Here is a 24,306-nt window from a genome sequence, read left to right on the forward strand (position 1 = left end):
CGCTCGCGGGTTCCCCTCTAGTGTTGAGCGCTGACCTGCTCGGCGACCCGCACCGCCAGTTGCCGCGCGGTGTCTTCGTCGGCCGCCTCGACCATCACGCGCACGACCTGCTCGGTTCCGGACGGGCGCAACAGGATTCGGCCAGTGTCGCCGAGTTGCGCTTCCACCTCGGCGACCGCGGTGCGCACCGACGGAGCGTCGGCCACGGTCGCCTTGTCCGCGACCTTGACGTTGATCAGAACCTGAGGCAGGGTCCGCATCGGCTCAGCGAGCGCGGCGAGCGGAGTGCGGGTCTGCGCCATTCGCGACATCAGCCGCAGGCCGGTGACGATGCCGTCGCCCGTCGTACCCAATGCGGGCATGACGATGTGCCCGGATTGTTCGCCGCCGAGCGCGTACGCCCCGGCGCGCAGTTCCTCCAGGACGTAACGGTCGCCGACGCTGGTGGTGCGGACCTCGACCCCGGCCGCCCGCATGGCCAGATGCAGCCCGAGGTTGCTCATCACCGTCGCCACCAACGTGTTCGACGTCAGTTCGCCGCTCTCCTGCATGGCGAGGGCGAGGATCACCATGATCGCGTCGCCGTCGATCACCCGGCCGTGCGCGTCGACGGCAAGGCACCGGTCGGCATCGCCGTCGTGCGCGAGGCCCAAATCGGCACCGTAAGACACGACCGCGGACCTCAGCGTCTCCATATGGGTCGAGCCGCAGCGGTCATTGATGTTCAAGCCGTCGGGCGCTGCGTTGATCGTGATGACGTTGGCGCCCGCGGCGCGGTAGGCGTGCGGCGCGGCGGCCGAAGCGGCGCCGTTGGCGCAGTCGACAACGACCGTGAGCTGGTCCAACCTGGTGGTGACGGCCTTGCTGACGTGCCGCAGATAGCGGTCCAAGGCATCCTCGGCATCGACCACGCGGCCGATTCCCGCGCCGATGGGCCGGTTCACGGGGCCCTGGGTGACCAGTTCTTCGATCCGGTCCTCGGTGGCGTCGTCGAGCTTGTGCCCGCCCGGACCGAAGATCTTGATGCCGTTGTCGGGCATCGGATTGTGCGAGGCGCTGATCATCACGCCGAAGTCGGCGTCGTAGGCGCTGGTCAGGTAGGCGACCGCCGGCGTCGGCAGTATCCCGACGCGCAATGCGTCCACACCCTCGCTGGTCAGTCCCGCGATGACGGCCGCTTCGAGCATTTCTCCGCTGGCCCGCGGGTCACGCCCGACGACGGCCACTCGCCTCGCGTGCCCGCCGGAGCTGGCCAACCGGCGCGCCGCCGCGGAGCCGAGCCCCAGCGCCAGCTCAGCGGTCAGGTCCTGGTTGGCGACGCCGCGCACTCCGTCGGTGCCGAACAGTCGAGGCATGCCGACAAACTTCTCATACCTGCCCGGCGAAGACACAACCGACGAGGTGATCAACCATCTCTACGTCGAACTGGTACTCGGCCGAGACCCGACAGGAAACACCGCCCGCACCCCTGAGGATGCGGGCGGTGTGTCATCCGGTTCAGCGAGCCGGACCGCCCGGGGTCGGGTTACCCGGAGCCTGAGCGGGACCGCCGCCCGGCGCCTGACCCGACTGACCCGGAGTACCGGCGTTCTGCGTGAGGTTGATGGGGCCGCCCGTCACGTCGCAGACCGTCTCGGTACCACCGTCGGCGTCAACCGACTCGGCCAGCACGTTGACCGGTCCCACCTCGAGACCGCAGATCGCAGCAGCCACATTCGCGGCCACGCCCACGTTCACGTCTTCGAGGATGGTCACATCGCCCACAGCGACGTTGACCAGTCCGTCCTGCAGGTTCAGCGGCTGGGCCTGGGCCATTCCCAAGCCCGCGGTGAACAGCAGCGACCCTCCCATTACGGCGCCTGCGGACGCCCTCTTCACGATGTTGTGCATGAGATATTCCTTCCTGTCAGGAAGCAGCGGATCCGGCCCCCGACGGGCAAAGCCCCGGTGGCAGGGTCTGCCTGCCCTGGCGCGAAAGGCGCCTCTGCTTCCGGGGGGCTGGGTTCCACGATCAATCGGGAAGTCAAACCGGAATCTTGGAATACAGATTGCGCATCGTGGGTATTCTGCGACCGACTAATTAACTGAGGCGACAATTAGATCCGGTGTACGCCGCAGGTCAGAGCATCTACTCCCACATCGCGCTGTCCTGCGCAGGACGTTACTCATGGCCGGTAAATCAATCGCGGCGTCTTTTCGTTGGAAACGAAAACCGCCGGGCATGCGGTGCACACCCGGCGGTTTCGCGGCTTGATCAGCGCTTGCTGTACTGAGGCGCCTTACGGGCCTTCTTCAGGCCGTACTTCTTGCGCTCGATGGCCCGCGGGTCGCGGGTCAGGAAGCCGGCCTTCTTCAGCGCAGGCCGGTCCTCAGGCTGGACCAGGATCAGCGCACGCGCGATGGCCAGGCGCAGCGCGCCCGCCTGACCGGACGGGCCGCCGCCGTCGAGGTGGGCGTAGATGTCGAAACTCTCCAGCCGGTCGACGGTGACCAGCGGAGCCTTGATCAGCTGCTGGTGGACCTTGTTCGGGAAGTAGTCCTCGAGGCTGCGACCGTCGAGGTCGAACTTGCCCGTGCCGGGAACCAGCCGCACCCGGACCACGGCCTCTTTGCGGCGGCCGACGGTCTGGATCGGGCGATCGATGAAGACCGGCTCGCGGGGAGCCGCTTCCACCGCGGCGTCGGTCGCGGCTTCAGTGGTGTCGACGGTTGTCTCTGGCTGAGTCACTGGGCCACCTGCTTGATTTCGTACGGAATCGGCTGCTGGGCGGTATGCGGATGATCCGGCCCGACGTAGACCCGCAGCTTCTTCTGGATCTGACGGCCCAGCTTGGTGTGCGGAATCATGCCGAGGATCGCCCTCTCGACGACCCGGTCGGCGTGCTTTTCCATCTCGTCGCCGAGCGAACGCTTGCGCAGGCCGCCGGGATAACCCGAGTGCCGGTAGGCGAACTTCTTCTGCAGCTTGTCGCCGCCGATGGCGACCTTCTCGGCATTGATGACGATGACGAAATCGCCACCGTCGACGTTCGGCGTGAATGTCGGCTTGTGCTTGCCCCGCAGCAGATTCGCTGCTGCGACGGCGAGCCGGCCGAGCACCACGTCGGTGGCGTCGATGACGTACCACGAACGTGTGGTGTCACCCGCCTTCGGCGTGTACGTAGGCACAGCGCTACCTTCCTTTTGCCCTGTCGGGTTTCGAGTCCCGGTGACCGGGTGCCGGTCAGGCGTTTGCGGAGGGGCTGATCTCGGCGACCGACGTTGACCCGAGGACCCGTGCTCACCGCACGCCAACGACGCAGCTTACCTGCGGGCGTCGTCGCAGGTCAAAACGGTGCCTCGAGGGGCTCGTCCGATCACCGCGAGCCCGACCCGAACATAGGGAAATCCCGGATTCCTTTTCACGTCCACCGCCCTAGCGTCGTCGCGGGGGTGGCAGCAAACCGGCCGTCTCGCATTCGGAAATCCAACATCGCAATGGAGTGAAAATGATTCGTGGCTTGATCGTCGCCGCATTCGTCGTCGCCGCAACCGCGGCCGGTGCTGCGACCGCGTCTGCTGACGTGTACTACAAGAACTGCACCGCTGCGCGCGACGCCGGGGTGGCGCCGATCATGCAGGGTGAAGACGGTTACGCCGAGCACCTGGACCGCGACGGCGACGGGGTCGCCTGCGAGTAGGCGGTATGCGCCACCGTGGCCGCTCTCCTCGACCACGGTGGCGCCAACCGTGCGATCCCGTTGGCTCCCCTCCAGTCGGGACCGCACAGGCATCTTTCCCCGGTCACGACCCCCAAGCATTCGCGGCGCTGCGGTCGGTCGCGGCGACGTCATCGGCGCCATCACGGACCGCATTGCCGAGGCTGACCAGAATTTCGTTCAGCGCGCCGGCCGCCTGCTCCCACCTCGCCTGCTCGACGCGATATGCGTCGGCCGCTTGGCGCGTCCACACTTCCCGAAGCGGCGCGATCTGCGCGCGCAGGTCCTCGAGCGCGCCGTTCAACCGGGCCGACGTGGCGTGGATCTCCTGCCGGACGGTGTACTCGATCTCGTCGAAGTTGTACGACAACACGTGATCCATCACGACTCCTCTACAGGTGGTTGGCCACCGCACCGATGCGGTTCGAGTGGCTTTCGGTGGCTTCCCGGAGCGTCTGCTCGTTGAGCCGGATCGTTTCGGCGATCCGCTGCAGCGAGGCATGAAGTCTCAGCGATTCGGAGTTCCATCGCTCGACGACATCGCGGAAGCGAGTCGCCGCGACGCCGCCCCACACCGACGGCGGCACCGCGCTCATCCGCCCGATGAACGACTGCAGCATCGCGCGGATCTCCTCGTTGCGGGCGTCGGTCTTGTTCGCGACCGCGGCCATCAGGTCGAAATCGGTGTTCAGTGAACCGCCTTGCGGTGTCGTCATGCGCGTCCTTCCGTTTCCTCACTTCGGTTCTGATTGGTACGACGCATCCGGTGCCGGTTCGGTTCCACCGGATTTCAGGCAATTGCCCGAGCGGACCGGACCGCCTGGTCGCACACCTCGCGCACCCCGGATTCGCGGCCCGGCGCGCTCTGGCAGCCGATCGCGATCCGGACCCGGCCGTCGACGAGCACGGTCCAAGCGACGTGATGGTCCGGACGGAGCTCCCGATAGGTGACAGCGCTGCGGCCGGCCGGGGACCCGGATGCGTCGAAGTCGACGAAGACGTCGCCCGCCTCGTCGGCCAGCGCGGCTCGCAACGATGTGGCAGTCTGCGCGAGATCGGTTCCCGGCGGGCCGACCGACTGGGTGAGGTGAAGCCTGACATCGTCGTCCGACGGTGAAACCACCTCGAGCCGAGCCGATCCCGGCCCGGACGTGATCCGCTGCACGGGCCATGCCACGGGCACCATCATCTCGACCCGGCCCTCCGCCAACAGCGTTGTCGCTGCGACTGCAGGCTCTGCGGCGCCCCCGCGCAGAGTGAGCCCGCCGCAAACCGCCACCGCCGCCACGACGACGCTCGCCATCGCCGCTGTCCGACGCCGTCGGCTCCCGCCGGGGCCCGGGGCGACATCGATGGGTGCCGCCTGCCGCGTTGCGGCCCGACGCACCGCATCCTCGTCGGCCAGGCGAGCCGACACGCCGGAGCTACGAAGCCGTTTCAGAACTCCGTCGACCAATCGACCGGCATGCATGTTCGCGGGCGCGTCGATCAGCACCGGCCCGACCAGCCCGACCGCGGCGGTCACCTCCTCCGCTACGTCGCCGTCGTGATCAGCGATGACCACCGCACGCGCGCCCACCCTGGTGACAACGACCAATTCCGGGGCGATCTCGACGACGGCCGCGCGAGTGTCGTTCTGCAGCACCGCAGTCCGCCCGAGCACCTCGACGGTCGTCGCGGCCCGCTCCGCGGCTGCCCGGACCCGCTCGATTCGCGTGCTCGGCCACCATGTCGGACACACGAGGACGACAGCGTCGGCGCCGTCCACCGCCACACGCATCAGTTCGGCCCACAGTTCGGGCACCGACACTGGCTGTTCGGCGAGCAGCGCAAAATCGTCGTCGATGGCTTCCAACGCCGCCGAAACCGCCTCCTGCTCAAGGCACGTTGGCCCACGCACCGTACTCGGGCCCACTTCGACAACCGGATGGCTCACGGCGGATCGGTCCAGCCGACCTGGATGAGCTGCTCCCCGTCGCCACGGGTGATCAGCGTGCCACGACCCGGTGGCTGCGCCGACGGCCGAACCGAGCCCAGCAGTACGCCGTCGTCGGGACTTGCACTCATCATCACGCCCATGCATCCGAGCTCGCGCATCCTGGCGAGCACGGGATCGAACATCGCTCGCGCGGCGCCGCCCGATCGACGGGCGACGACGAGGTGTAGCCCGAGGTCTTCGGCATGCGGGAGAAGATCGGCCAGCGGAGTCAACGGATTGCCGGTCGATGCGGCCACCAGGTCGTAGTCGTCGATGACGAGGAAGACCTCGGGGCCTGACCACCACGACCTGTCCCGCAGTTGCCGCTGTGTCACGCTCTCGCCCGGCATGCGCGCCTCCAGCCGGCCGAGCAATTTGGGCAGCCTCGTGGCCAGCGCCGCCGGCGATGCGGCGTATCCGCAGAAGTGCTCGGATTCCACGACACCGAGCAGCGATCGCCTGAAATCGACGATCTCCAGCAATGCCCGGCTTGCGTCGCAGGTGCGGACGATCTCGTGGCACAGCAGCCGCAACAACGAGGTTTTACCGCAGCCGGCCTCTCCGAGCACGAGCAGATGAGACTGATCGGCGAAGTCGACTGTGAGCGGCCGCAATTCGCGCTCTTCGATCCCGATCAGCAAGGTACCCGCGTGCTGTGCGGCCGGAGCCGACTCGATCAGCTGAGAATGCGTCACGAGCGTCGGCAGGAGCTCGATGCGCGGCGCGCACTGCCCCGCCCATCGCTGTAGATGCCGGTCGACGGTCGCGGTGATCGCGTCGCGCAAACCGGCCACACCGCACACGCCGTCCCAGCGAGGTAGCGCAATGACCATCTCCCGCCCGTCGGCGGTGATGCCGCGCCCCGGCGGTGAGTTGGTCAGCGCGCGGGCCCGCCGGCGATCCATCTCCGACTCAGTCGGGTCCCCGAGCCGCAGTTCGATGCGGGTCCCGATCTGGTCTTTGAGCGCCGGGCGAAGTTCGGCCCACCGCGACGCGGTGACGATCAGGTGTACGCCGAACGCGAGTCCCTGTGCGGCGATGGCGGTGATCTCCGCCTCCAGATACTCGAACTGCTGGCGCAGCTGAGCCCACCCGTCGACAACGAGGAACACGTCGCCGTAGGGGTCGTCGGCCGCAGCGGGGTCGCCCGCGGTACGCCGTGCGTGGTAGTCGGTCATCGAATCGACTCCCATCCGGCGAAACCGGTCCTCCCGCGACCGGATCAGCGATTCGACCACAGCCACCGTGCGGCGACACAGGTCCGTATCGGCTCGACCCGACACTGATCCCACGTGCGGAAGCTTCCCGAGCCCCATCAGTGCACCGCCGCCGAAATCCAGGCAGTAGAAACCGATCTCGGTGGGATCGTGCGCCTCCGCGAGAGCCAGCATCAGCGTCCGCACGGCCGTCGACTTGCCCGACTGGGACGCACCGACCACCGCGACGTTGCCCGCCGCCTCGCCCAACTGCGCGACCAGCACATCGTGACGCTGGTGAAAAGGGCTGTCCACCAGTCCGATCGGCACACTGAGCCGGCACCGCGAATCGGGATGCACGATCTGGTCCAGCGTCGGCGACGCCGCCAGCGGCGGCAACCACACCGGGTGTGCGCCCGGCCCCCGCCCGCCGACTCGGTCCAACACCGCGTCCAACAGCGTCGGCACCGGGAGACGGTGCTCGGGCTGGGCATCGCGCTCGGTGACCGGTCTGACGGGTGCCGCTGTGAACAGCATCGGCCCGGGTGCTCCGGCCCGGCGTTCGCGCTGCCGTTGTGGGCACGGACCGGAGACGAAAGCGGTCTGGAACCGGATCAGCTCACCGGCAGCGGTTTTCAAGTAGGCCGCACCAGGTGTGCCGGGCAGGGAATGGGCGTCCGCGACGCCGAGCACGGCACGTGACTCGCTGGCGGAGAAGGTCTTGAGGCAGATCCGGTACGACAGATGCGTGTCCAGGCCACGCAGCCTGCCCTCGTCGAGCCGCTGACTCGCCAACAGCAGATGGATGCCCAGCGATCGGCCCAGCCTGCCGATCGCCCCGAACAGCTCGGCGAACTCGGGATGGTGGCTGAGCAGTTCGGAGAACTCGTCGACGACGATGAACAGCGCGGGCAACGGCGGCAGCGGGGCGCCGCAGGCCCGAGCGCGCGAGTACTCCGTCACGTTGACGAAATTGCCTGCCGTGCGCAGCAGCTCCTGTCTGCGATGGACCTCGCCGGCGAGCGCATCGTTCATCCGGGCGACCAGATGAGCCTCGTCGGCGAGGTTCGTGATCACCGCAGCCACATGCCGTGCCCGCTCCAGCCCGAGAAACGTCGCGCCGCCCTTGAAATCGACCAGCACGAGGTTGAGGGCGCCCGGCGAGTGGCTGGTGATCATGCCGAGCACCAAGGTGCGCAACAGCTCCGACTTCCCCGAACCGGTGGCGCCGACACACAACCCATGCGGGCCGATGCCGTTACGCGCGGCCTCGTTGATGTCGATCAGCACCGGCGCACCCTCGGTCGTGACGCCGATCGGCACCGGGCGGATCTCATCGGTTCGCAGCCAGTGCTTTTCGGTGCTGATCTGGCTGGGCACGGCGACGTCGAACAGGTCGAGCCAGCCACGTGCCAGAGAGGCACGGTACGCACCATTGGCGGGGGCCGCCTCGCGTCGGGTAGCCGCCAGCCGCCGGGCGCACATGAGCGCCTGCGCCGGTGTCAACGAGTCCGGCCGGCAGATCACCTCATGCCCATCGGCGGAATTCAGGCTCAGCCGGTCGGAATCGACGATCACAGGCAACGCGGTCGACCGCGCCTCGGCCGAGGTGGCTCCGATTGCGATGACGGTGACGTTGCGGGTCGGGCTCAGCCGTTCGGCGTCCGTTGCCGATGCGCCGTCGGCGATCACCACGAGGTGCCGGTCCGCTGGATCCACGTCGGTGTCCTGGTGGTGTGGCAGCCATTTGAGCCAATCCCATTCGTCACGCGTCGACGGGGCGGTGACTGCGGCGATCGCCACCAGGTGAGCGCCGTGAAGCGCGGCCAGCTGACACACCATCGCCCGCACCAGTGCTCGCGCACACTGTTCGTCGCCGCCGACCGCGATGACGGCGTGTCGCCGCAGTGCCAGTGCGATCGGCACCTGCTCGACGACCGAACGCCTTCGAATCAGCGAGCGCACGGCGGTGACCGTCACGGGATCCCGGTCGTCGACGGCACCGAGGTCGGGCTCCAGCAGAGGCGCCGACAGTTCCTGGTCACCGATACCCAGGCGGACACAGCAGAAGTCGTCATCGTCCGGTCTGCGCTCGGCAATCCGGTCGTGTGCCAACGTCCACAACGAATCGGGGGCGGGATGGCGCCGGTGTTGTGACCGGTGCTGGTCGATCGCGGTCGTCACGATGTCGTCGTCGAGACAGTCGAGGTAGTGCAGGTAACTTCGCCGATTTCCGTCGATCTCGGTGGACCGGCCGACGCCGCCGCGGGCACCGTAGGCCACCGTCCCGAGCACCGACATGATCATCATCACCGGAAAGAACATGAACATGGGGCTGCGGCTCGTCCCGGTCCCCGAGGTGAAGTAGACGGCCATCATGCCGATCGCCGCGACCAGCATGGCCACCGGCAACAGGCGCGCGACGGGATTGCTCGGCACCTCTTTCGGAAGCGCCGGGGGCGGTTTCACCACGACGCCGCGCGGCTCACGGTAAGGCTCCATCGATGAGGTGGACGCGGCGGGTGTCGGTTCGGTTCCATCCCCGACGAAGAAATCTGGTGCGCGTGTGACCTCGTCGGCTGCGTTACGGTGAGCGCACCGGCGTCATTCGGGGGGATGCGATGCCTGATTCACTGTGCCGAATCGCGGTTCACGTCGGCGACGGAAGCGCCATGGAGACAATCGATCTCGCGTTGCCGAGCGGTGCCGTTCTGGGCGATATGCTGCCGTCGATCGTCGAGCTGGTCCATCCGGATCACCAGCGCGCCTGGACCGGGCGGCGCTGGCGGCTCCGCCGGATCGGTGGACCGCCGCTCGACGAGTCGCTGACACTGCAGGACAACCAGGTCCGCGACGGTGAGCTGTTGTGGCTCACGACTGACGACGTTCCGGCGCCCGTCTACCTCGACCGCGACTCGAGTCGTATGGTCGCCAGGCTCGGGCCCGCCCGCGCAACCGTGCCCGCGCAGTTGTGTGTCGGCGGCACCCTCACCGCCGCTTGTATCGGGGCCGCCGCGATCATCTGGTCGGCGCGCTTCACCGGGGGTGCGGGACCGCTCGTCACCGCCGCCGTCTTGACTGCCGCGGCGGTCGGGGCAGCGCAATTGGCTCGACGCGCACATCCCGAGACGTCGCTTTTCCTCGATCTCAGCGCAATTGCGGTGATACTGGCCGCGGTCACTGGCGTCGTGACCGTGCCCGCCGGCCCGCCTGCCGCGCATGTGCTGCTGGCGTCCGCCGCCGCACTGTCGGTGGCGGTGCTGCAACTGCGGTTCGCCATCTGCGGCCATACCACGTTGACGGTCTGCGCCACCACCGCGCTGCTGTGCACCGCGGCCTCGGCGACCGCAATCGCGTGCAATCTGGACGCCGCCGCCTCAGGCGCATTGCTCGCGACGCTGGCGCTCGCGGCGCTGAGTTCGGCTCCGCGGTTGGCGATCCTGGTCACCCGCATCGGTCCCGCGCCGCCGGACGACGACAACGATCCTCCGGCCACCGTTGCGCACAGCCGTGCGATGCTCGCCCATGACACGTTGACCGGCATCGTGATCGGCGCATCGCTGGCCGCGGCGACCGGTACCGCGCTCGTCGGCTGTGCCGCCGCTGAGCGTCGTTTCCCGGTCACCGCAACGGTGTTCGCCATTGTCGTCGGCGTGACGCTACTGCTGCGCACCCGTACCCACGTCGGAGTCGGTCGGCGCTGCGCATTGGCGGTCTGCGGGTTCACCGGCGTGGCAACCGGTTTCGCGCTCATGGCGATCACGGCACCGCAGCGCGCACACTGGGTCGGCGCGTTGGCCGTCGTCGCGGGCGCGGGCGCCCTGCTGCCCCTTGCCGGTATCACGCCGAGCCTTGCCGCGCGCCGCGCCGCCGAAGTTGTCGACTATGTGGCGTTGGCGGCGGTGATACCGCTGGCCTGCTGGATCGCCGGTGTCTTCGACCTCGTCCGCCATCTGGCGCTGACATGAAGTGCACCGTCAAGCGGGTACTCCGCATCGTCCTCACCGCGGTGTTCGCCTGCGTGCCCTGGGTCGGCACCTTCGAGGCGGCCGCGATAACGCCGCCGGCAGTTGATGATTCGCTGCTCCCGAACCGGGGGTCTCCCGTACCGCCGCGGCGCACCGAGCAGACGGAACAATGCGTGACCTCCAACGGCGTTTCCGTCGAGAACGACGTCGGTGATCAACTCGACGACCTGGATATGCAGCCAGTGTGGCGACTGTCCCGCGGGGCGGGTCAGACCGTCGCGGTGATCGACACCGGGGTGTCCCGCCACCGCCTGCTGCCTCATCTCGTTGCCGGCGGCGATTACGTGTCAAGTGGCGACGGCACCGACGACTGCGACGGTCACGGCACGATCGTGGCGGGAATCGTCGGCGCCGCCCCGGATCCGGACACGGCGAACCGGTTCAGCGGTATCGCACCGGACGCCACGGTCATCGGTATCCGCCAGTCCAGCAACAAGTTCACGGCCGCCGACGACCCCGCCGGATCCGGTTTCGGCGACGTCGACACCCTCGCCGGAGCGGTTCGCACTGCGGCGGACATGGGTGCGACCGTCATCAACATCTCCACCGTCGCGTGTGTGGCGGCTGACGCGAAACTCGACGACCGGGCGCTCGGCGCCGCACTGGCGTATGCGGTCGAGGTGAAGAACGTCGTGGTGGTGGCCGCCGCCGGCAACGTCGGTGCGCCCGGACAGTGCCCGCACCAGAATCCCATCCGGCCCGGCCCGCCCGACTGGAACGACGTCAAAGCGCTGGTCAGTCCCGCGTGGTACGACGACTACGTCCTCACGGTCGGATCGATCGGGCCGAACGGACGGCCCTCCGACTTCAGCCTCGCGGGACCCTGGGTCGACGTCGCCGCCCCGGGCGAGCAGGTGGTGTCGCTTGACCGCGATGGCGAGGGCCTGATCGCAACCTTGCCGACGGCCACCGGCGAGAAGCCGCTCGCCGGAACCAGTTACGCCGCACCCGTGGTCGCGGGCGTGGTCGCGATTCTGCGATCGCTTTCGCCGGAGTTGACCGCCCGGCAGGTGATGCACCGCATCGAGGAAACGGCACGCCGTCCCGCCGCCGGGTGGGATCCCGTCGTCGGCCACGGGGCCGTCGACGTGCTGGGCGCGGTGACGGGCGGGTCCCCGCCCGCCGCAGATCCGGACCGAGCGACCGTCGTGTCGGTTCCGGCGCCCGCGGTGCACGACGGTCGGTCCACCGACATCGCGGTCCGCGGCGCAGCGATCTGCCTGGGAATCGTCGTTGCCGTCATCGCAACGACGTTGTCGAGTCGGCGGTTACGGAGCTTTCAGGCCGTCGCGCGCGACTGAGGCGGCCGCGACACTGAGCTCCGGTCCTCGTGGCAGTCGTGCCAGCAGCGCCCACGGTGCCGGCACCGGCTCGCCGGTCAGGCCGAGCCGCTCGGCCGTTTCCCCGTCGCGGATACCGAACACCACACCGGCGTCGCTGACCAGGTAGAGCGTTCCGTTCCGCGCCCCGTCGCCGGTCACGCCGACCGCGCGCACGTACGCGCTGCGTCCCCCGCCCATCGAGAAACCGTCGATGCCGGCGCCCGCGGCGTCGGCCTGCGCCAGCTGTACCGGAGGTGCGGTGCCTCCCAAGGGAAGTGAGCCGGCGGTGACGGTCGCGGTGGCGACGGACTTCGAGCCGGCCGACCACCGCCACTGCCCGCACAGCACCGGATCATCCGTGGTACCGACGCGTTCGGGAAACTCACCGATCGGCAGGTCGTCGACTACCGGCACAGCGCCGATGGCACCCGGTTCGACGGTGACGATTTCGTGCCCTTCCTGCGCTTGACTGAATCTGATGAGATCAGCCGCCACCACGCCTATTCGCTGCACTCCCCGCGTGAGCACCACATAGAGCTCCTCCGAATCGGCGCGTGATACCCGCACCACGGTGCCCACCCGCAAACCGTGCAGGGGTGCGGGCCCGACCGAACCGGCGTTGCGGATGTGTGGTGCGGCGATCTGGGGGACCTCGGGCATGGCGTCCAGAAGCGCGCGTGAAACGGGCCGGGGCGCAATCCCGTCGAGCTCGAGCGCGCGGATCACGGCGGGGTTTCGCAAGTCCACTTTCGCGCGCCGCCCGTCGAACAGCAGATAGGTGGCCGCAGCGCCCTCGCCCGCGGCACTGACGAGCACGTTGCGTCGCGCGGTGGGCGGCTCTGCGACCGGTCCGGCCAGCACCGTGGTCGTCGAGGATCCGTCGTCGCAGACGAGCCAACCGGATTCGTCGCCAGTCAGCGGCGCGGCGATCGTGTCGGGGGCACCCGGGATGCCGAGCATGGCGCCGCGGGGTGTGGTGTCGACGGCTGATGCGCTGACGAGCCGGGGCTTGTCCGACGAACCGGTGATCAACCGGGCCGATGCCAGATTCAGCACCGGGTGCAGCGTGGGGCCGACCCGCACGTACAAGGCGCCGGTGTCGCGCACCATGACGATCGGGACGTCACCGAGCGCTGCTCGTGGCGCAAGGAACGCCAGAACGGCGCAGGCCCCGATCGCGATGACCGCCAGCACGCCGCCGACGAGCAGGGAAAGCGCCTGCGCGCGCATCGGATCGTCGACCATCCGGACATCGCCGCGCACGAGGGCGTGTTCCATGCGCCGCAGCAGAAACCGATGTCCGCTGATCTGCAGTTTTGTGGTCGACCGCCCTGTCATCACTCCCCCGGGGGTCAGCCTAAGCCCGCCGGGACACCCCGCCGGTCACCGTTTCACCCGCCTCCGCGGGAGGAGCAGCGGTCGGTTGAGCTTCCTCGTTGCGGGGGAACTGTTGGCCGACGGCCCCGTCGGTATGTGAGTATGTCCGCGTGACTTTGCTGCGTGAGACGGCCCGACTGGTGGCCGCCGTGGCCGCCGTCGTCGCGCTCGTCGGCGGCGTGGCCCCGCTGTCGGCGGCCCAACCGGGTCCCCCACCGGGACCGGTCGGCCCCGGATACGGCTCCGGCGCCGCGCCCGGGGCGGCGACGCCCGGATACGGCTCCTCGGATTCTTCGTGCGCCGACATCGAGGTGATCTTCGCCCGCGGCACCGACGACACGCCTGGGCTCGGGACACCCGGCACGGCGTTCGTCAGCGCGCTGCGGAGCCTGACCAGCGGCCGCAGCCTCAGCACGTACGCGGTCAACTATCCCGCCTCGTACGATTTCCTGGCCGCCGCCGACGGCGCGACCGACGCCACGAACCGCATCGCGATGATGTCGCAGCAGTGCCCGTCGACCCGCCTGGTGCTCGGCGGGTACTCGCAGGGGGCCGCGGTCATCGACATGCTGGCCGGCGTGCCGCCGCTCGGCAACAAGATCGGCTCGGTCGGTTCAGCTCCTCCGCTACCCAGGAGCCTCCTGCCCAACATCGCCGCCGTCGCGGTGTTCGGAAACCCGGCGACGAAGTTCAGCAACCCGATCACCAGTTCCGTGTTTGCGGGCAGGGCGATCGATCTCTGCAAGGACGGCGATCCCATCTGCTCACGCGGCCGCAACCCGTTCGCGCACAACGACTACGTGAGCTCCGGAATGGTTCAGCAGGCGGCGAATTTCGTCGCCGGTCTCGTCTGACCGCACCGACGACGCAGCAAATCTATCTACCTGCGCGTCGATTAGTTCCGTTAAGATCGGCGGGGTGCAAAGTGATCTTGTTCGCCGTTGGGGCCGTCGGGGGACGCTGCTCGTAGGTGCAGTCGTTCTTGCCGCGGCCGGACTCATCGTGCCCGCCGTCGCCGGCCAGCGGGAGGCCGTGCCGCTGGCCGGCGCTCAGTCGTGCCCGCAAGCCGAGCTCATCTTCGCGCGCGGCCGTACCGAAGCGGCCGGTGCGGGGGTGGTCGGTGTCGCGCTCATCAGCGCCGTGCGCAACAAGACCGACAAGAACGTCAACCTCTACGCCGTCAGTTACCCCGCCGATTACGAGATCGACATCGGCGCGAACGACATGAGCTCGCGCATCCAGGACATGGCCGGCCGTTGCCCCGACACCCGGCTGGTGCTGGGCGGCTATTCGCTGGGCGCTGCGGTCACCGACGTCGTGCTGGCCGCGCCCATTGCGGCGTTCGGCTTCGACAAGCCGCTGCCACCGGGCATGGACCGGCATATCGCGGCGATCGCGTTGTTCGGAAACGGGGCCGCATGGGTGGGTCCGATCACCAACTTCAGCCCGCTCTACCGGGAGCGCACGATTGAGCTCTGCCACGGCGCGGACCCGATCTGCAACCCAGCCGAACCCAAGACCTGGGAAGGCAACTGGCCCGACCACGCGGCGAGGGCCTACGTCAACGCGGGCATGGTCAACCAGGCCGCGGACTTCATCGCGGGCCGCATCTAACAGGTGGTTTCGGTGTCGTTGGTCGCGATGAGCGCGACCGGCGACACCGAAATCACTCTTCGACGACGCGCAGATCTCGGGTGACCTTGGTGCGGGCCTCGAGTTCGTCGTCGGGCGGATAGTCGACGCCGACGAGCGTCAGACCCTGCGGCGGTGCCGCCGCGAACTCGCTGGAGCGTCGCTCGGCCGTCAACAGCGTGGCGCACCAACCGATCTCGCGACGGTGCTCCCCGACCGCCAGCAGCGCACCCACCAGCGACCGGACCATCGACCAGCAGAACGCGTCGGCGGTCACATGAGCGGTGACCCGTGTGCCCTCGCTCGACCAATCGAGGCGCTGCAGGTCGCGAATGGTGGTGGCCCCCTGGCGGTGTCGGCAGAATGCCGCGAAGTCGTGCAGGCCCAACAACTGCCGCGAAGCCTCGGTCATCGCCACGACATCGAGGGGGCGAGGCCAAGCGGTCACGTAGCGCGCGTCGTGCGGTTCGACCCCGTACGGCGCCGTCGACAAGCGGTAGACATAGTGGCGACGTAGCGCGGAGAACCGGGCGTCGAAACCCGGCGCGGCCCGAACAACGTCGAGTACCCGAACGTCGTGAGGAAGGAACCGCCCGAGCCGTCGCACCAGCGGCAGGAACTCGCTGTCGCCGGGGCGCGTGGCGCGCGGATAGGCGTTCGGCAACGCATCCACCGGCACGTCGACGTGCGCGACCTGACCGGTGGCGTGCACCCCGGCATCCGTGCGGCCCGCCGCCCGCAACACCACCGGGATGCGGAACACCGTTGACAGCGCGTCTTCGAGGACACCGGAGACGGTGCGTTGCCCCGCCTGCACCGCCCAGCCCGCGAATTCGGTTCCGTCGTACGCGATGTCGAGCCGGAGACGAACGAACCCGCCACCGTTGCCGGTGGCGGGTTCGTTCACAGCACTACTAGGACTTGTCGTCATCCTCGGCTTCGGCCGTCTCGGCCTCGGCGGGCGTCTCGGCCTCGGCGGCTTCGGTCGAGTCCGCCTTTGCCTCCTCGACCGTCTCGGTCTCCGTCGGCCCCTCGGTGGCCTCCGGCTCCACGGCCGCCTGCGGCGCGGCCGCCGCGGCGACGGGCTGCTCGGCCGCCTTCTGCGCGCCTGCGGCCCGGCGGGCACGGTTGGCCTCCGAGGTCACCGTCTTCTCCCGCACCAGCTCGATGACCGCCATGGGCGCATTGTCGCCCTTGCGGTTCTCGACCTTGATGATGCGGGTGTAGCCACCGTCGCGGTCGGCGAAGAACGGACCGATCTCGGCGAACAGCACATGCACGATGTCCTTGTCGCGGATCTTCTTCATCACCTCGCGCCGGTTGTGCAGCGTGCCCTTCTTGGCGTGCGTGATGAGCTTCTCCGCGTAGGGCCGCAACGCCCGCGCCTTCGGCTCGGTCGTCTTGATCCGGCCGTGCTCGAAGAGCGCCGTGGCCAGGTTGGCCAGAAGCGCCTTCTGGTGAGCGGATCCCCCGCCGAGGCGAGGACCCTTGGTGGGCTTGGGCATTGCGACTATCTCCTAAATGGGGCCGATCCCCGTATCAGGTAGGACCGGGACGGATTCTTCTAGAGCTGTTCGGTTTCGGCGTAGTCCTGGTTGTCGTCCAGGTCGTAACCGGCGTCGCTGTTCCAGGTGCCGGTGGCGACGTCGTAGCCGGCGACCTCGGACGGATCGAACGTCGCCGGGCTGTCCTTGAGCGACAGACCCAGCTGGTGCAGCTTGATCTTCACCTCGTCGATGGACTTCTGACCGAAGTTGCGGATGTCCAGCAGGTCGGACTCCGTGCGGGCCACCAGCTCGCCCACCGTGTGCACACCCTCGCGCTTGAGGCAGTTGTACGACCGCACCGTGAGGTCCAGGTCGTCGATCGGCAGCGCGAACGAGGCGATGTGGTCCGCCTCGGCCGGCGACGGGCCGATCTCGATGCCTTCCGCCTCGACATTGAGTTCCCTTGCCAGACCGAACAATTCGACCAGCGTCTTACCGGCCGATGCCAGCGCATCACGCGGTGTGATCGAGTTCTTGGTCTCGACGTCGAGAATCAACTTGTCGAAGTCGGTGCGCTGCTCGACGCGGGTGGCCTCCACTTTGTAGGTGACCTTGAGGACCGGCGAGTAGATGGAATCGACCGGGATGCGGCCGATTTCGGCGCCCGACGCCTTGTTCTGCACGGCGGGGACGTAGCCACGACCGCGCTCGACGACGAGCTCGACCTCGAGCTTGCCCTTGTCGTTGAGGGTGGCGATGTGCATCTCCGGGTTGTGCACCGTCACACCCGCGGGCGGAACGATGTCGCCGGCGGTGACCTCGCCCGGGCCCTGCTTGCGCAGGTACATGGTCACCGGCTCGTCCTCCTCGGACGACACGACCAAACCCTTGAGGTTCAGGATGATGTCGGTGACGTCTTCCTTGACGCCCGGCACCGTGGTGAACTCGTGCAGCACCCCGTCGATGCGGATGCTGGTGACCGCCGCGCCCGGGATGGACGACAGCAGCGTACGCCGAAGCGAATTGCCAAGGGTGTAACCGAAACCGGGCTCCAGCGGCTCGATGACGAACTGGGAGCGGTTCTCGGCCTTGACTTCTTCGGACAGTGTGGGTCGCTGAGAGATCAGCATTTTTTCTTCTTCTCCTCCTCGGCACCCGCTATTTGATGCCGTCGATGGGGGGTTCTCGGGGGCGGCGCCCCCGAGTGGAGTCTTACTTCGAGTAGAGCTCGACGATCAGCTGCTCGGTGAGCGGGACGTCGATCTGCGCACGTTCCGGCAGCTGATGCACCAGGATGCGCTGGCGTTCGCCGACGACCTGAAGCCACGACGGGATCGGCCGCTCACCCGCGGTCTCCCGCGCGATCACGAACGGATCGGTGTTCAGCGACTTCTCCTTCACGTCGATGATGTCGTACTGCGACACCCGGTAGCTCGGGATGTCGACCTTGACACCGTTGACGGTGAAGTGGCCGTGGCTGACTAGCTGGCGGGCCATCCGGCGGGTGCGCGCCAAGCCGGCGCGGTACACCACGTTGTCCAGCCGGCTCTCCAGGATGCGCAGCAGGTTGTCACCGGTCTTGCCGGGCTGACGCACCGCCTCGTCGTAGTAGCGACGGAACTGCTTCTCCATCACGCCGTAGGTGAAGCGGGCCTTCTGCTTCTCCTGCAGCTGCAGGCGGTATTCGCTCTCCTTGATCCGCGCGCGGCCGTGCTGGCCGGGCGGGTAGGGGCGCTTCTCGAACGACTGATCGCCGCCGACCAGATCGACGCCGAGGCGGCGTGACTTACGGGTCGCGGGTCCGGTGTAACGAGCCATGACTTAGTTCCTCCCTAGACCCGACGCCGCTTGGGCGGACGGCAGCCGTTGTGCGGCTGCGGCGTGACATCGGCAATCGCGCCGACCTCGAGGCCGGCGGCCTGCAGCGATCGGATGGCGGTCTCGCGGCCCGAGCCCGGGCCCTTGACGAACACGTCGACCTTCTTCACGCCGTGTTCCTGCGCCTTGCGGGCGGCGTTCTCGGCGGCCAGCTGCGCGGCGAACGGCGTGGACTTACGCGAGCCCTTGAAGCCCACGTGGCCCGACGACGCCCACGCGATGACGTTGCCTTGCGGGTCGGTGATCGTCACGATCGTGTTGTTGAACGTGCTCTTGATGTGCGCGGCGCCGTGCGGAACGTTCTTCTTTTCCCGGCGACGGGTCTTCTGACCCTTCTTCGATGATGAAGCGGCTGCTTTCTTAGCTGGAGGCATCTACTTACCTGGCCTTCTTCTTGCCCGCGATGGTGCGCTTCGGTCCCTTACGGGTGCGCGCGTTGGTCTTGGTCCGCTGACCGCGCACCGGAAGGCCGCGGCGATGCCGCAGACCCTGGTAGCAGCCGATCTCGATCTTGCGGCGGATGTCGGCCTGCACCTCGCGACGCAGATCGCCTTCCACCTTGAGGTTGCCCTCGATGTAATCGCGCAGCGCCGTCACCTGATCATCGGTGAGGTCTTTGGTGCGCTGGTCCTTGTCGATACCGGTCGCCGCCAGGATCTCCTGGGACCGGGTACGGCCGACGCCGTAGATGTAGGTCAGCGCGATCTCCATGCGCTTGTCGCGCGGTAGATCGACGCCCATGAGACGTGCCATCAGGCAGTGTTCCTTCTTCTCTGCGGAGGTCTGGTCCCAGCCCGTTCCCTCTTCGTGATGGGGTCCGGCCTCCGTGCCGGACGTGTCGAGCGGCGTACCCGCTCAGTGGCGCTGGGAGTTCGTCATTGAGTTGTCGGCAGCAGAGTGCGGTCTAACCCTGTCTCTGCTTGTGGCGTGGATCTGAGCAGATCACCATGACCCGCCCATGCCGACGGATCACCCTGCACTTATCGCAAATGGGCTTGACGCTCGGGTTCACCTTCACGGCTCGTTCGATCCTCTGTGCTCTGTAGTCGACTCGCGCAAGCGCTCGTCGGTGGTCTGGTTACTTGTACCGGTAAACGATGCGGCCCCGGGAGAGGTCGTAGGGAGACAGCTCCACCACGACGCGGTCCTCGGGCAGGATGCGAATGTAGTGCTGCCGCATCTTGCCGCTGATGTGGGCAAGGACCTTGTGTCCGTTCTCCAGCTCAATGCGGAACATCGCATTGGGCAGGGGTTCGACCACCCGGCCCTCGACCTCGATGGCACCGTCTTTCTTGGCCATTGGTTTTCGGAGATCCTCCGTGTCCGTCTAGATAGTTGGCGCCTTTCCGCCGCGAGCGGCGGATACTGCTCGAGCGCAGAATCCGCTCCGACTACAAAACGTGAGCCAGTAGCCAGAAATTCCAGAACAGGGCACGCAAGAGTCGGCGCGATCACCGCACCGTTGGTCCATATTACCTGCTGGAGCGCTCGCCCCAAAATCGCCGGACGACCATCTCACAGCGACCGGATTCACCACTATATCCGCTGGACAACCGGCGCATACTTGATCACGATGACCGGCGCCACTCCGCAACCCCGTAAGCCCGTGATCCTCTCCGTCGACGACGACCCTGCCGTGTCGCGCGCGGTCGCCCGCGATCTGCGACGCCACTACGGCGAGAACTTCCGCATCGTGCGCGCCGAATCGGGACCCGATGCGCTCGAGACGCTCAACGAGCTGAAGCTGCGCGGCGAGACCGTCGCGGTGTTCGTCGCCGACTACCGGATGCCGCAGATGAGCGGCATCGACTTCCTCGAAGAGGCGATGGACATCTACCCGATGGCCCGTCGCGTACTGCTCACCGCGTACGCGGACACCCACGCCGCGATCGACGCCATCAACGTCGTCGACCTGGACCACTATCTGCTCAAGCCCTGGGACCCGCCGGAAGAGAAGCTCTACCCGGTGCTCGACGCGCTCATCGAGGCGTGGCGCGAGACGGGCGACCGCGCGATTCCCCACACCAAGGTGATCGGCCACCGCTGGAACGAGCGATCGTGGCAGGTACGCCAGTTCCTGGCGCGCAACCAACACTCGTTCCGCTCGTTCATGGCCGACGAGCAGAAGGGCAAGCAGCTTCTGGACGCGGCCGGGCTGGACGAGTACCGGCTCCCGGTGGTGATCACCGAACAGGGCGAGACGCTGGTCGAGCCGACCGACGCCGAGTTGGCCGCGATGCTCGGACTGTCCACCAACCCCACCCTCGAGCTGTATGACCTGGCCGTCATCGGCGGCGGGCCCGCGGGCCTGGCGGCGGCGGTGTACGGCGCCTCGGAGGGCCTGAAGACCGTGCTGATCGAGGCGACGACGACCGGCGGTCAGGCCGGCCGCAGTTCGCGAATCGAGAACTATCTCGGCTTCCCGACCGGCATCTCGGGCGCCGAACTGACCACCTCCGCCCGCCGGCAGGCCGAGCGCTTCGGCGCCGAGGTCATCACCACGCGCAAAGCGGTCAGGCTGCACGCCGACGACAGCGGGGCTGCGCGGACTATCGAATTCGCCGACGGCGGAACCATCGCCGCCCGAGCAGTCATCCTCGCCACCGGCGTCGCCTACCGCCAACTGCGCGACGTCCCGGGCTGCTGGGACGACCCCGACGAGAACGCGTGCAACTACATCGGCCGCGGCGTCTTCTACGGCGCTTCGGTGTCGGACGCCTCCGAATGTGCGGGCGAGGACGTGTACATCGTGGGAGGCGCCAACTCGGCGGGCCAGGCCGCCATCTTCATGTCGGAGAAGGCCAAGTCGGTGACCCTACTGGTGCGGGGCCCGTCGCTGGCCGCGTCGATGTCGCACTATCTCGTGGATCGCATCGAGAAGAACCCGAAGATCCACGTGCGCACCTGCACAGAGGTCGTCGACACCTTCGGCGAGGACGACCATCTCGCGGGCCTTGTCCTGCTCGACAAGCAAACGGGCGCCAAAGAACGCGTCAACTGCGACCGGATGTGCTGCTTCATCGGCGCCGAACCACGGACCGAATGGCTGGACCTGGTGGCCAAGGACGACCACGGGTTCATCCTGTCCGGCCCGGATGTGTCGAAGGTCGCCGGGTGGACTTTGGACCGCCCGCCGCACCATCTGGAAACAAGCCTGCCCGGTGTGTTTGTTGCAGGAGATGTGCGTTCTGAATCCGCCAAACGGGTGGCGGCCGCTGTCGGCGAAGGGTCGATGGCGGTGATGTTGGTGCACCGGTACCTGGCGGAAGCGTGATTGTCGGCACCACCGATGAGGCATTGATTGTCGGCACCGCCGACGAGGCATAGGAGGAACGACATGGGCGACTCACCGCAGTGCCTGCCCGACGAACTGCGGACACTGTTCCTGTTCGAGAAGCTGACCGACGCGCAGCTTCAGATCCTGTGCGAGAACGGGCACATCCAGACGTTCGAGCCGGGCCCCGTCGTGGTGGAGGGCGAGCCGGCGACCTGTTTCTACGTGTTGATCGACGGTGAGTTGGTGATGTCGAAGCGCTCAGGCGGCGTCGATATCGAGACCACCCGTACGTCGCAGCGGGGCGTGTACTGCGGGGCGTGGTCGGCGTACATCCCGGGCGCCGAAGCGGCCTACTCGGCCTCGGTGCGCGTCACCAAGCCGTCGCGGTTCTTCGTGCTCGACGCGGATGCGTTTGCGCGCTTCATGCAGTCGGAATTCCCGATGGCCGTGCACCTGCTCGAGGGACACCTGGTCGGCGGCCGACGGCACAGCCAGATCATCGGCCAGCGCGAGAAGTTGTTGGCGCTGGGCCAACTCTCGGCGGGACTGACCCATCAACTCAACAATCCCGCGGCGGCAACTGCCCGTGCTGTTGCGGATCTGCGTGATCGGGTCGGCAAGATGCGGCACAAGCTGTCGATGCTGGCCGACGGGAAGTTCAGCCCGGAAGCCTTGTGCGTGCTGACGCGGATCCAGGACGAAGTCGCCGAGCAGGTCGCCAAATCCAAGGCCACCGAACTCACCGCGTTGGAAGCCGCCGACCGTGAGGAAGCGATCGGAGAATGGCTCGAGGGGCACGGCATCACCGGCGGATGGGATTACGCACCGACTTTCGTCGACGCCGGGCTGGACACCGATTGGCTGGAACGGGTGTCCGCCTCGGTCGATGAGGTCGATGCTTCGGCGTCGCTGCAGGGCGCCATCGGCTGGCTGAAATACACGATCGACACCGAACTGCTGATGAACCAGATCGCCGAGGCGAGCAAGCGGATCTCGGCGCTGCTCGCCGGCGCCAAGCAGTACTCGCAGATGGACCGTGCCCCATACCAGTCCGCCGATGTCCATGAGTTACTGCACAGCACGTTGATGATGTTCGGCGAGAAGGTCGGCAAGGACCGGCCCGTCAAGGTCGTCAAGGAGCTGGACAAGTCGATACCGGAATTGCTCTGTTACCCAGGTGATCTCAATCAGGTGTGGACGAACATCATCGACAACGCGATCCAGGCGATGGATGGTAGCGGCACGTTGACGTTGCGGACCAGGCGTGAGAACGAGGAGATGATCCGTGTTGAGATCTGCGACGACGGGCCAGGCATTCCCGAGGACATCATCGGCAACATCTTCAACCCGTTCTTCACCACCAAGCCGTTCGGCGAGGGCACCGGCCTCGGCCTGGACCTGGCCCGTCGGATAGTGGTGGAGAAGCACCTCGGTGATCTACGGGTCGAGTCCGAACCCGGGCACACGAAATTCATCGTGCTGCTGCCCCTGGTGGCTCCCGGTCCGGAGGCGTCGACGCCGGCAGAGCTTGCGGCCACAGCGGAATAGCCGGACGAACCCGACGGGTTGCAGCGACCATGACGAAACCGGATCTCGGCGCGTACGGTGCCTTCGGCCACCACTCGATGTGGCGGCAACTCAGCGCGGACCAATTGCGGGCGATCGAAGGCCTCGGCCACGGGGCCATCTGGGCCGGCGGCTCCCCGGCGGCCGAACTGCCTTGGGTGGAGCCGATTCTGGAGGCGACCACCAACCTCAAGGTCGCCACCGGCATCGTCAACATCTGGACCGCGGACGCCGGCCCGGTCAGCGAGTCGTTCCATCGCATCGACTTGGCCTATCCGGGCCGCTTCTTGCTCGGCATCGGTGTCGGCCATCCCGAAGCGCACGCTGAATACCAGAAACCCTTTGACGCGCTGCGCCTGTACCTCGACAAGCTCGACGAGTACGGCGTTCCCAAGGACAGCCGGGTGGTTGCCGCGCTGGGGCCGCGGGTGCTGAAGCTGTCGGCGCAGCGCGCGGCCGGCGCGCACCCCTATCTGACGACGCCCGAGCACACCGCCGAAGCGCGAGAGCTGCTCGGCCCCGATGCGTTCATCGCACCCGAGCACAAGGTCGTGCCGACCACCGATGCCGAGAAAGCCCGCGCCGTCGGCCGCAAGGCGCTCGAGATCTACCTCAACCTGACGAATTACCTCAACAGCTGGAAGCGTTTGGGCTTCACCGACGCCGATGTCGCCAAGCCCGGCAGCGACCGCCTTGTCGACGCCGTGGTGGCCTATGGCACCGTCGACACGATAGCCGCACGATTGAAGGAGCACTTCGATGCGGGAGCGGACCACGTTCCGGTGCAGGTGCTCACCCGACCGGACAAACTGGTGGACGCACTCGCCGATCTGGCCCGCCCGCTCGGGCTCAACTGACACAGGGGGA

The 24,306-nt window shown here is 67.5% G+C and carries 25 protein-coding genes; 8 read left to right on the forward strand and 17 right to left on the reverse strand.

Annotation, left to right across the window (positions count from 1 at the left end; translation table 11 throughout):
- Window positions 1-17: 17 nt before the first annotated feature.
- The 4 genes from glmM to rplM all read right to left on the reverse strand — a co-directional run bounded on the left by glmM (window position 18) and on the right by rplM (window position 3,168).
- The gene (gene glmM / locus AU188_RS19260; protein WP_059165266.1) at window positions 18-1,355 is read right to left on the reverse strand and encodes a phosphoglucosamine mutase; all 1,338 of its coding nucleotides are present in this window, start codon (window positions 1,353-1,355) and stop codon (window positions 18-20) included.
- A gap of 142 nt (window positions 1,356-1,497) precedes the next feature.
- On the reverse strand, window positions 1,498-1,890 hold the full coding sequence (locus AU188_RS19265; RefSeq protein WP_059165106.1) for a hypothetical protein: 393 nt from the start codon (window positions 1,888-1,890) through the stop codon (window positions 1,498-1,500).
- A gap of 364 nt (window positions 1,891-2,254) precedes the next feature.
- Entirely contained in the window at window positions 2,255-2,728 is a 474-nt protein-coding gene (gene rpsI / locus AU188_RS19270; RefSeq protein WP_082686701.1) for a 30S ribosomal protein S9, read from the reverse strand.
- On the reverse strand, window positions 2,725-3,168 hold the full coding sequence (rplM, locus tag AU188_RS19275; protein WP_059101413.1) for a 50S ribosomal protein L13: 444 nt from the start codon (window positions 3,166-3,168) through the stop codon (window positions 2,725-2,727). Before rplM ends, rpsI begins: the two co-directional genes overlap by 4 nt.
- 320 nt (window positions 3,169-3,488) lie before the next feature.
- Here rplM and AU188_RS19280 point away from each other — a divergent pair, with 320 nt between their 5' ends.
- Window positions 3,489-3,680, forward strand: coding sequence for an excalibur calcium-binding domain-containing protein (locus AU188_RS19280; RefSeq protein WP_059165107.1), 192 nt, complete (start codon window positions 3,489-3,491; stop codon window positions 3,678-3,680).
- Between the two features lie 103 nt (window positions 3,681-3,783).
- On the opposite strand, the gene AU188_RS19285 is transcribed toward AU188_RS19280, so the two are convergent.
- The 4 genes from AU188_RS19285 to eccCa form a co-directional block, all read right to left on the reverse strand.
- Window positions 3,784-4,080 (reverse strand): WXG100 family type VII secretion target, encoded by a 297-nt coding sequence (locus tag AU188_RS19285; protein ID WP_059165108.1) that lies wholly within the window; start codon window positions 4,078-4,080, stop codon window positions 3,784-3,786.
- 10 nt (window positions 4,081-4,090) lie between these two features.
- On the reverse strand, window positions 4,091-4,414 hold the full coding sequence (locus AU188_RS19290) for a WXG100 family type VII secretion target (protein ID WP_059165109.1): 324 nt from the start codon (window positions 4,412-4,414) through the stop codon (window positions 4,091-4,093).
- Between the two features lie 74 nt (window positions 4,415-4,488).
- Window positions 4,489-5,634 carry a type VII secretion-associated protein gene (locus tag AU188_RS19295; RefSeq protein WP_216636194.1) on the reverse strand — a complete coding sequence of 382 codons (1,146 nt, stop codon included), beginning with the start codon at window positions 5,632-5,634 and terminating at the stop codon, window positions 4,489-4,491.
- Window positions 5,631-9,374 (reverse strand): type VII secretion protein EccCa, encoded by a 3,744-nt coding sequence (gene eccCa, locus AU188_RS19300; RefSeq protein WP_059165111.1) that lies wholly within the window; start codon window positions 9,372-9,374, stop codon window positions 5,631-5,633. The genes AU188_RS19295 and eccCa overlap by 4 nt, the downstream gene beginning before the upstream one ends.
- A 119-nt stretch (window positions 9,375-9,493) precedes the next feature.
- Here eccCa and eccD point away from each other — a divergent pair, with 119 nt between their 5' ends.
- Complete coding sequence (gene eccD / locus AU188_RS19305) at window positions 9,494-10,840, forward strand: type VII secretion integral membrane protein EccD (protein WP_059165112.1); 1,347 nt, start codon at window positions 9,494-9,496, stop codon at window positions 10,838-10,840.
- Window positions 10,837-12,201, forward strand: coding sequence for a type VII secretion-associated serine protease mycosin (gene mycP / locus AU188_RS19310; RefSeq protein WP_059165113.1), 1,365 nt, complete (start codon window positions 10,837-10,839; stop codon window positions 12,199-12,201). Before eccD ends, mycP begins: the two co-directional genes overlap by 4 nt.
- On the opposite strand, the gene eccB is transcribed toward mycP, so the two are convergent.
- On the reverse strand, window positions 12,169-13,560 hold the full coding sequence (gene eccB / locus AU188_RS19315) for a type VII secretion protein EccB (protein ID WP_059165114.1): 1,392 nt from the start codon (window positions 13,558-13,560) through the stop codon (window positions 12,169-12,171). The two genes, mycP and eccB, sit on opposite strands and share 33 nt — an antisense overlap.
- A gap of 149 nt (window positions 13,561-13,709) precedes the next feature.
- On the opposite strand from eccB, the gene AU188_RS19320 reads away from it, so the two are divergent.
- On the forward strand, window positions 13,710-14,453 hold the full coding sequence (locus tag AU188_RS19320) for a cutinase family protein (RefSeq protein ID WP_059165115.1): 744 nt from the start codon (window positions 13,710-13,712) through the stop codon (window positions 14,451-14,453).
- A gap of 64 nt (window positions 14,454-14,517) precedes the next feature.
- On the forward strand, window positions 14,518-15,213 hold the full coding sequence (locus AU188_RS19325; protein WP_082686702.1) for a cutinase family protein: 696 nt from the start codon (window positions 14,518-14,520) through the stop codon (window positions 15,211-15,213).
- Window positions 15,214-15,265: 52 nt separating this feature from the next.
- Here the strand turns inward: AU188_RS19325 and truA are convergent, their stop codons facing one another.
- The 8 genes from truA to infA all read right to left on the reverse strand — a co-directional run bounded on the left by truA (window position 15,266) and on the right by infA (window position 19,896).
- Window positions 15,266-16,162, reverse strand: coding sequence for a tRNA pseudouridine(38-40) synthase TruA (gene truA / locus AU188_RS19330; RefSeq protein WP_172799543.1), 897 nt, complete (start codon window positions 16,160-16,162; stop codon window positions 15,266-15,268).
- Complete coding sequence (rplQ, locus tag AU188_RS19335) at window positions 16,146-16,736, reverse strand: 50S ribosomal protein L17 (RefSeq protein ID WP_059165118.1); 591 nt, start codon at window positions 16,734-16,736, stop codon at window positions 16,146-16,148. The genes truA and rplQ overlap by 17 nt, the downstream gene beginning before the upstream one ends.
- Window positions 16,737-16,795: 59 nt before the next feature.
- On the reverse strand, window positions 16,796-17,848 hold the full coding sequence (locus AU188_RS19340; RefSeq protein WP_059165119.1) for a DNA-directed RNA polymerase subunit alpha: 1,053 nt from the start codon (window positions 17,846-17,848) through the stop codon (window positions 16,796-16,798).
- Between the two features lie 82 nt (window positions 17,849-17,930).
- Window positions 17,931-18,536, reverse strand: coding sequence for a 30S ribosomal protein S4 (rpsD, locus tag AU188_RS19345; protein ID WP_059101401.1), 606 nt, complete (start codon window positions 18,534-18,536; stop codon window positions 17,931-17,933).
- A gap of 14 nt (window positions 18,537-18,550) precedes the next feature.
- Window positions 18,551-18,970, reverse strand: a complete 420-nt coding sequence (gene rpsK / locus AU188_RS19350) for a 30S ribosomal protein S11 (RefSeq protein WP_059165120.1) — start codon at window positions 18,968-18,970, stop codon at window positions 18,551-18,553.
- Window positions 18,971-18,974: 4 nt separating this feature from the next.
- Window positions 18,975-19,349 carry a 30S ribosomal protein S13 gene (rpsM, locus tag AU188_RS19355; protein WP_059101399.1) on the reverse strand — a complete coding sequence of 125 codons (375 nt, stop codon included), beginning with the start codon at window positions 19,347-19,349 and terminating at the stop codon, window positions 18,975-18,977.
- Between the two features lie 151 nt (window positions 19,350-19,500).
- Complete coding sequence (gene rpmJ / locus AU188_RS25070; RefSeq protein WP_003879483.1) at window positions 19,501-19,614, reverse strand: 50S ribosomal protein L36; 114 nt, start codon at window positions 19,612-19,614, stop codon at window positions 19,501-19,503.
- Window positions 19,615-19,674: 60 nt separating this feature from the next.
- Entirely contained in the window at window positions 19,675-19,896 is a 222-nt protein-coding gene (gene infA / locus AU188_RS19360) for a translation initiation factor IF-1 (protein WP_003418601.1), read from the reverse strand.
- A gap of 273 nt (window positions 19,897-20,169) precedes the next feature.
- Between infA and AU188_RS19365 the strand changes: the two genes are divergently transcribed.
- From AU188_RS19365 to AU188_RS19375, 3 genes are all read left to right on the forward strand, one after another.
- Window positions 20,170-21,870, forward strand: a complete 1,701-nt coding sequence (locus AU188_RS19365; RefSeq protein ID WP_059165121.1) for an NAD(P)/FAD-dependent oxidoreductase — start codon at window positions 20,170-20,172, stop codon at window positions 21,868-21,870.
- Between the two features lie 63 nt (window positions 21,871-21,933).
- Window positions 21,934-23,421, forward strand: coding sequence for an ATP-binding protein (locus AU188_RS19370; RefSeq protein WP_059165122.1), 1,488 nt, complete (start codon window positions 21,934-21,936; stop codon window positions 23,419-23,421).
- Between the two features lie 29 nt (window positions 23,422-23,450).
- Window positions 23,451-24,296 carry an LLM class F420-dependent oxidoreductase gene (locus tag AU188_RS19375; protein ID WP_059165123.1) on the forward strand — a complete coding sequence of 282 codons (846 nt, stop codon included), beginning with the start codon at window positions 23,451-23,453 and terminating at the stop codon, window positions 24,294-24,296.
- The last annotated feature ends 10 nt before the right edge of the window (window positions 24,297-24,306 follow it).

Origin of the sequence: Mycobacterium sp. IS-3022 (genome assembly GCF_001500065.1) — a bacterium.
GTDB lineage: Bacteria > Actinomycetota > Actinomycetes > Mycobacteriales > Mycobacteriaceae > Mycobacterium.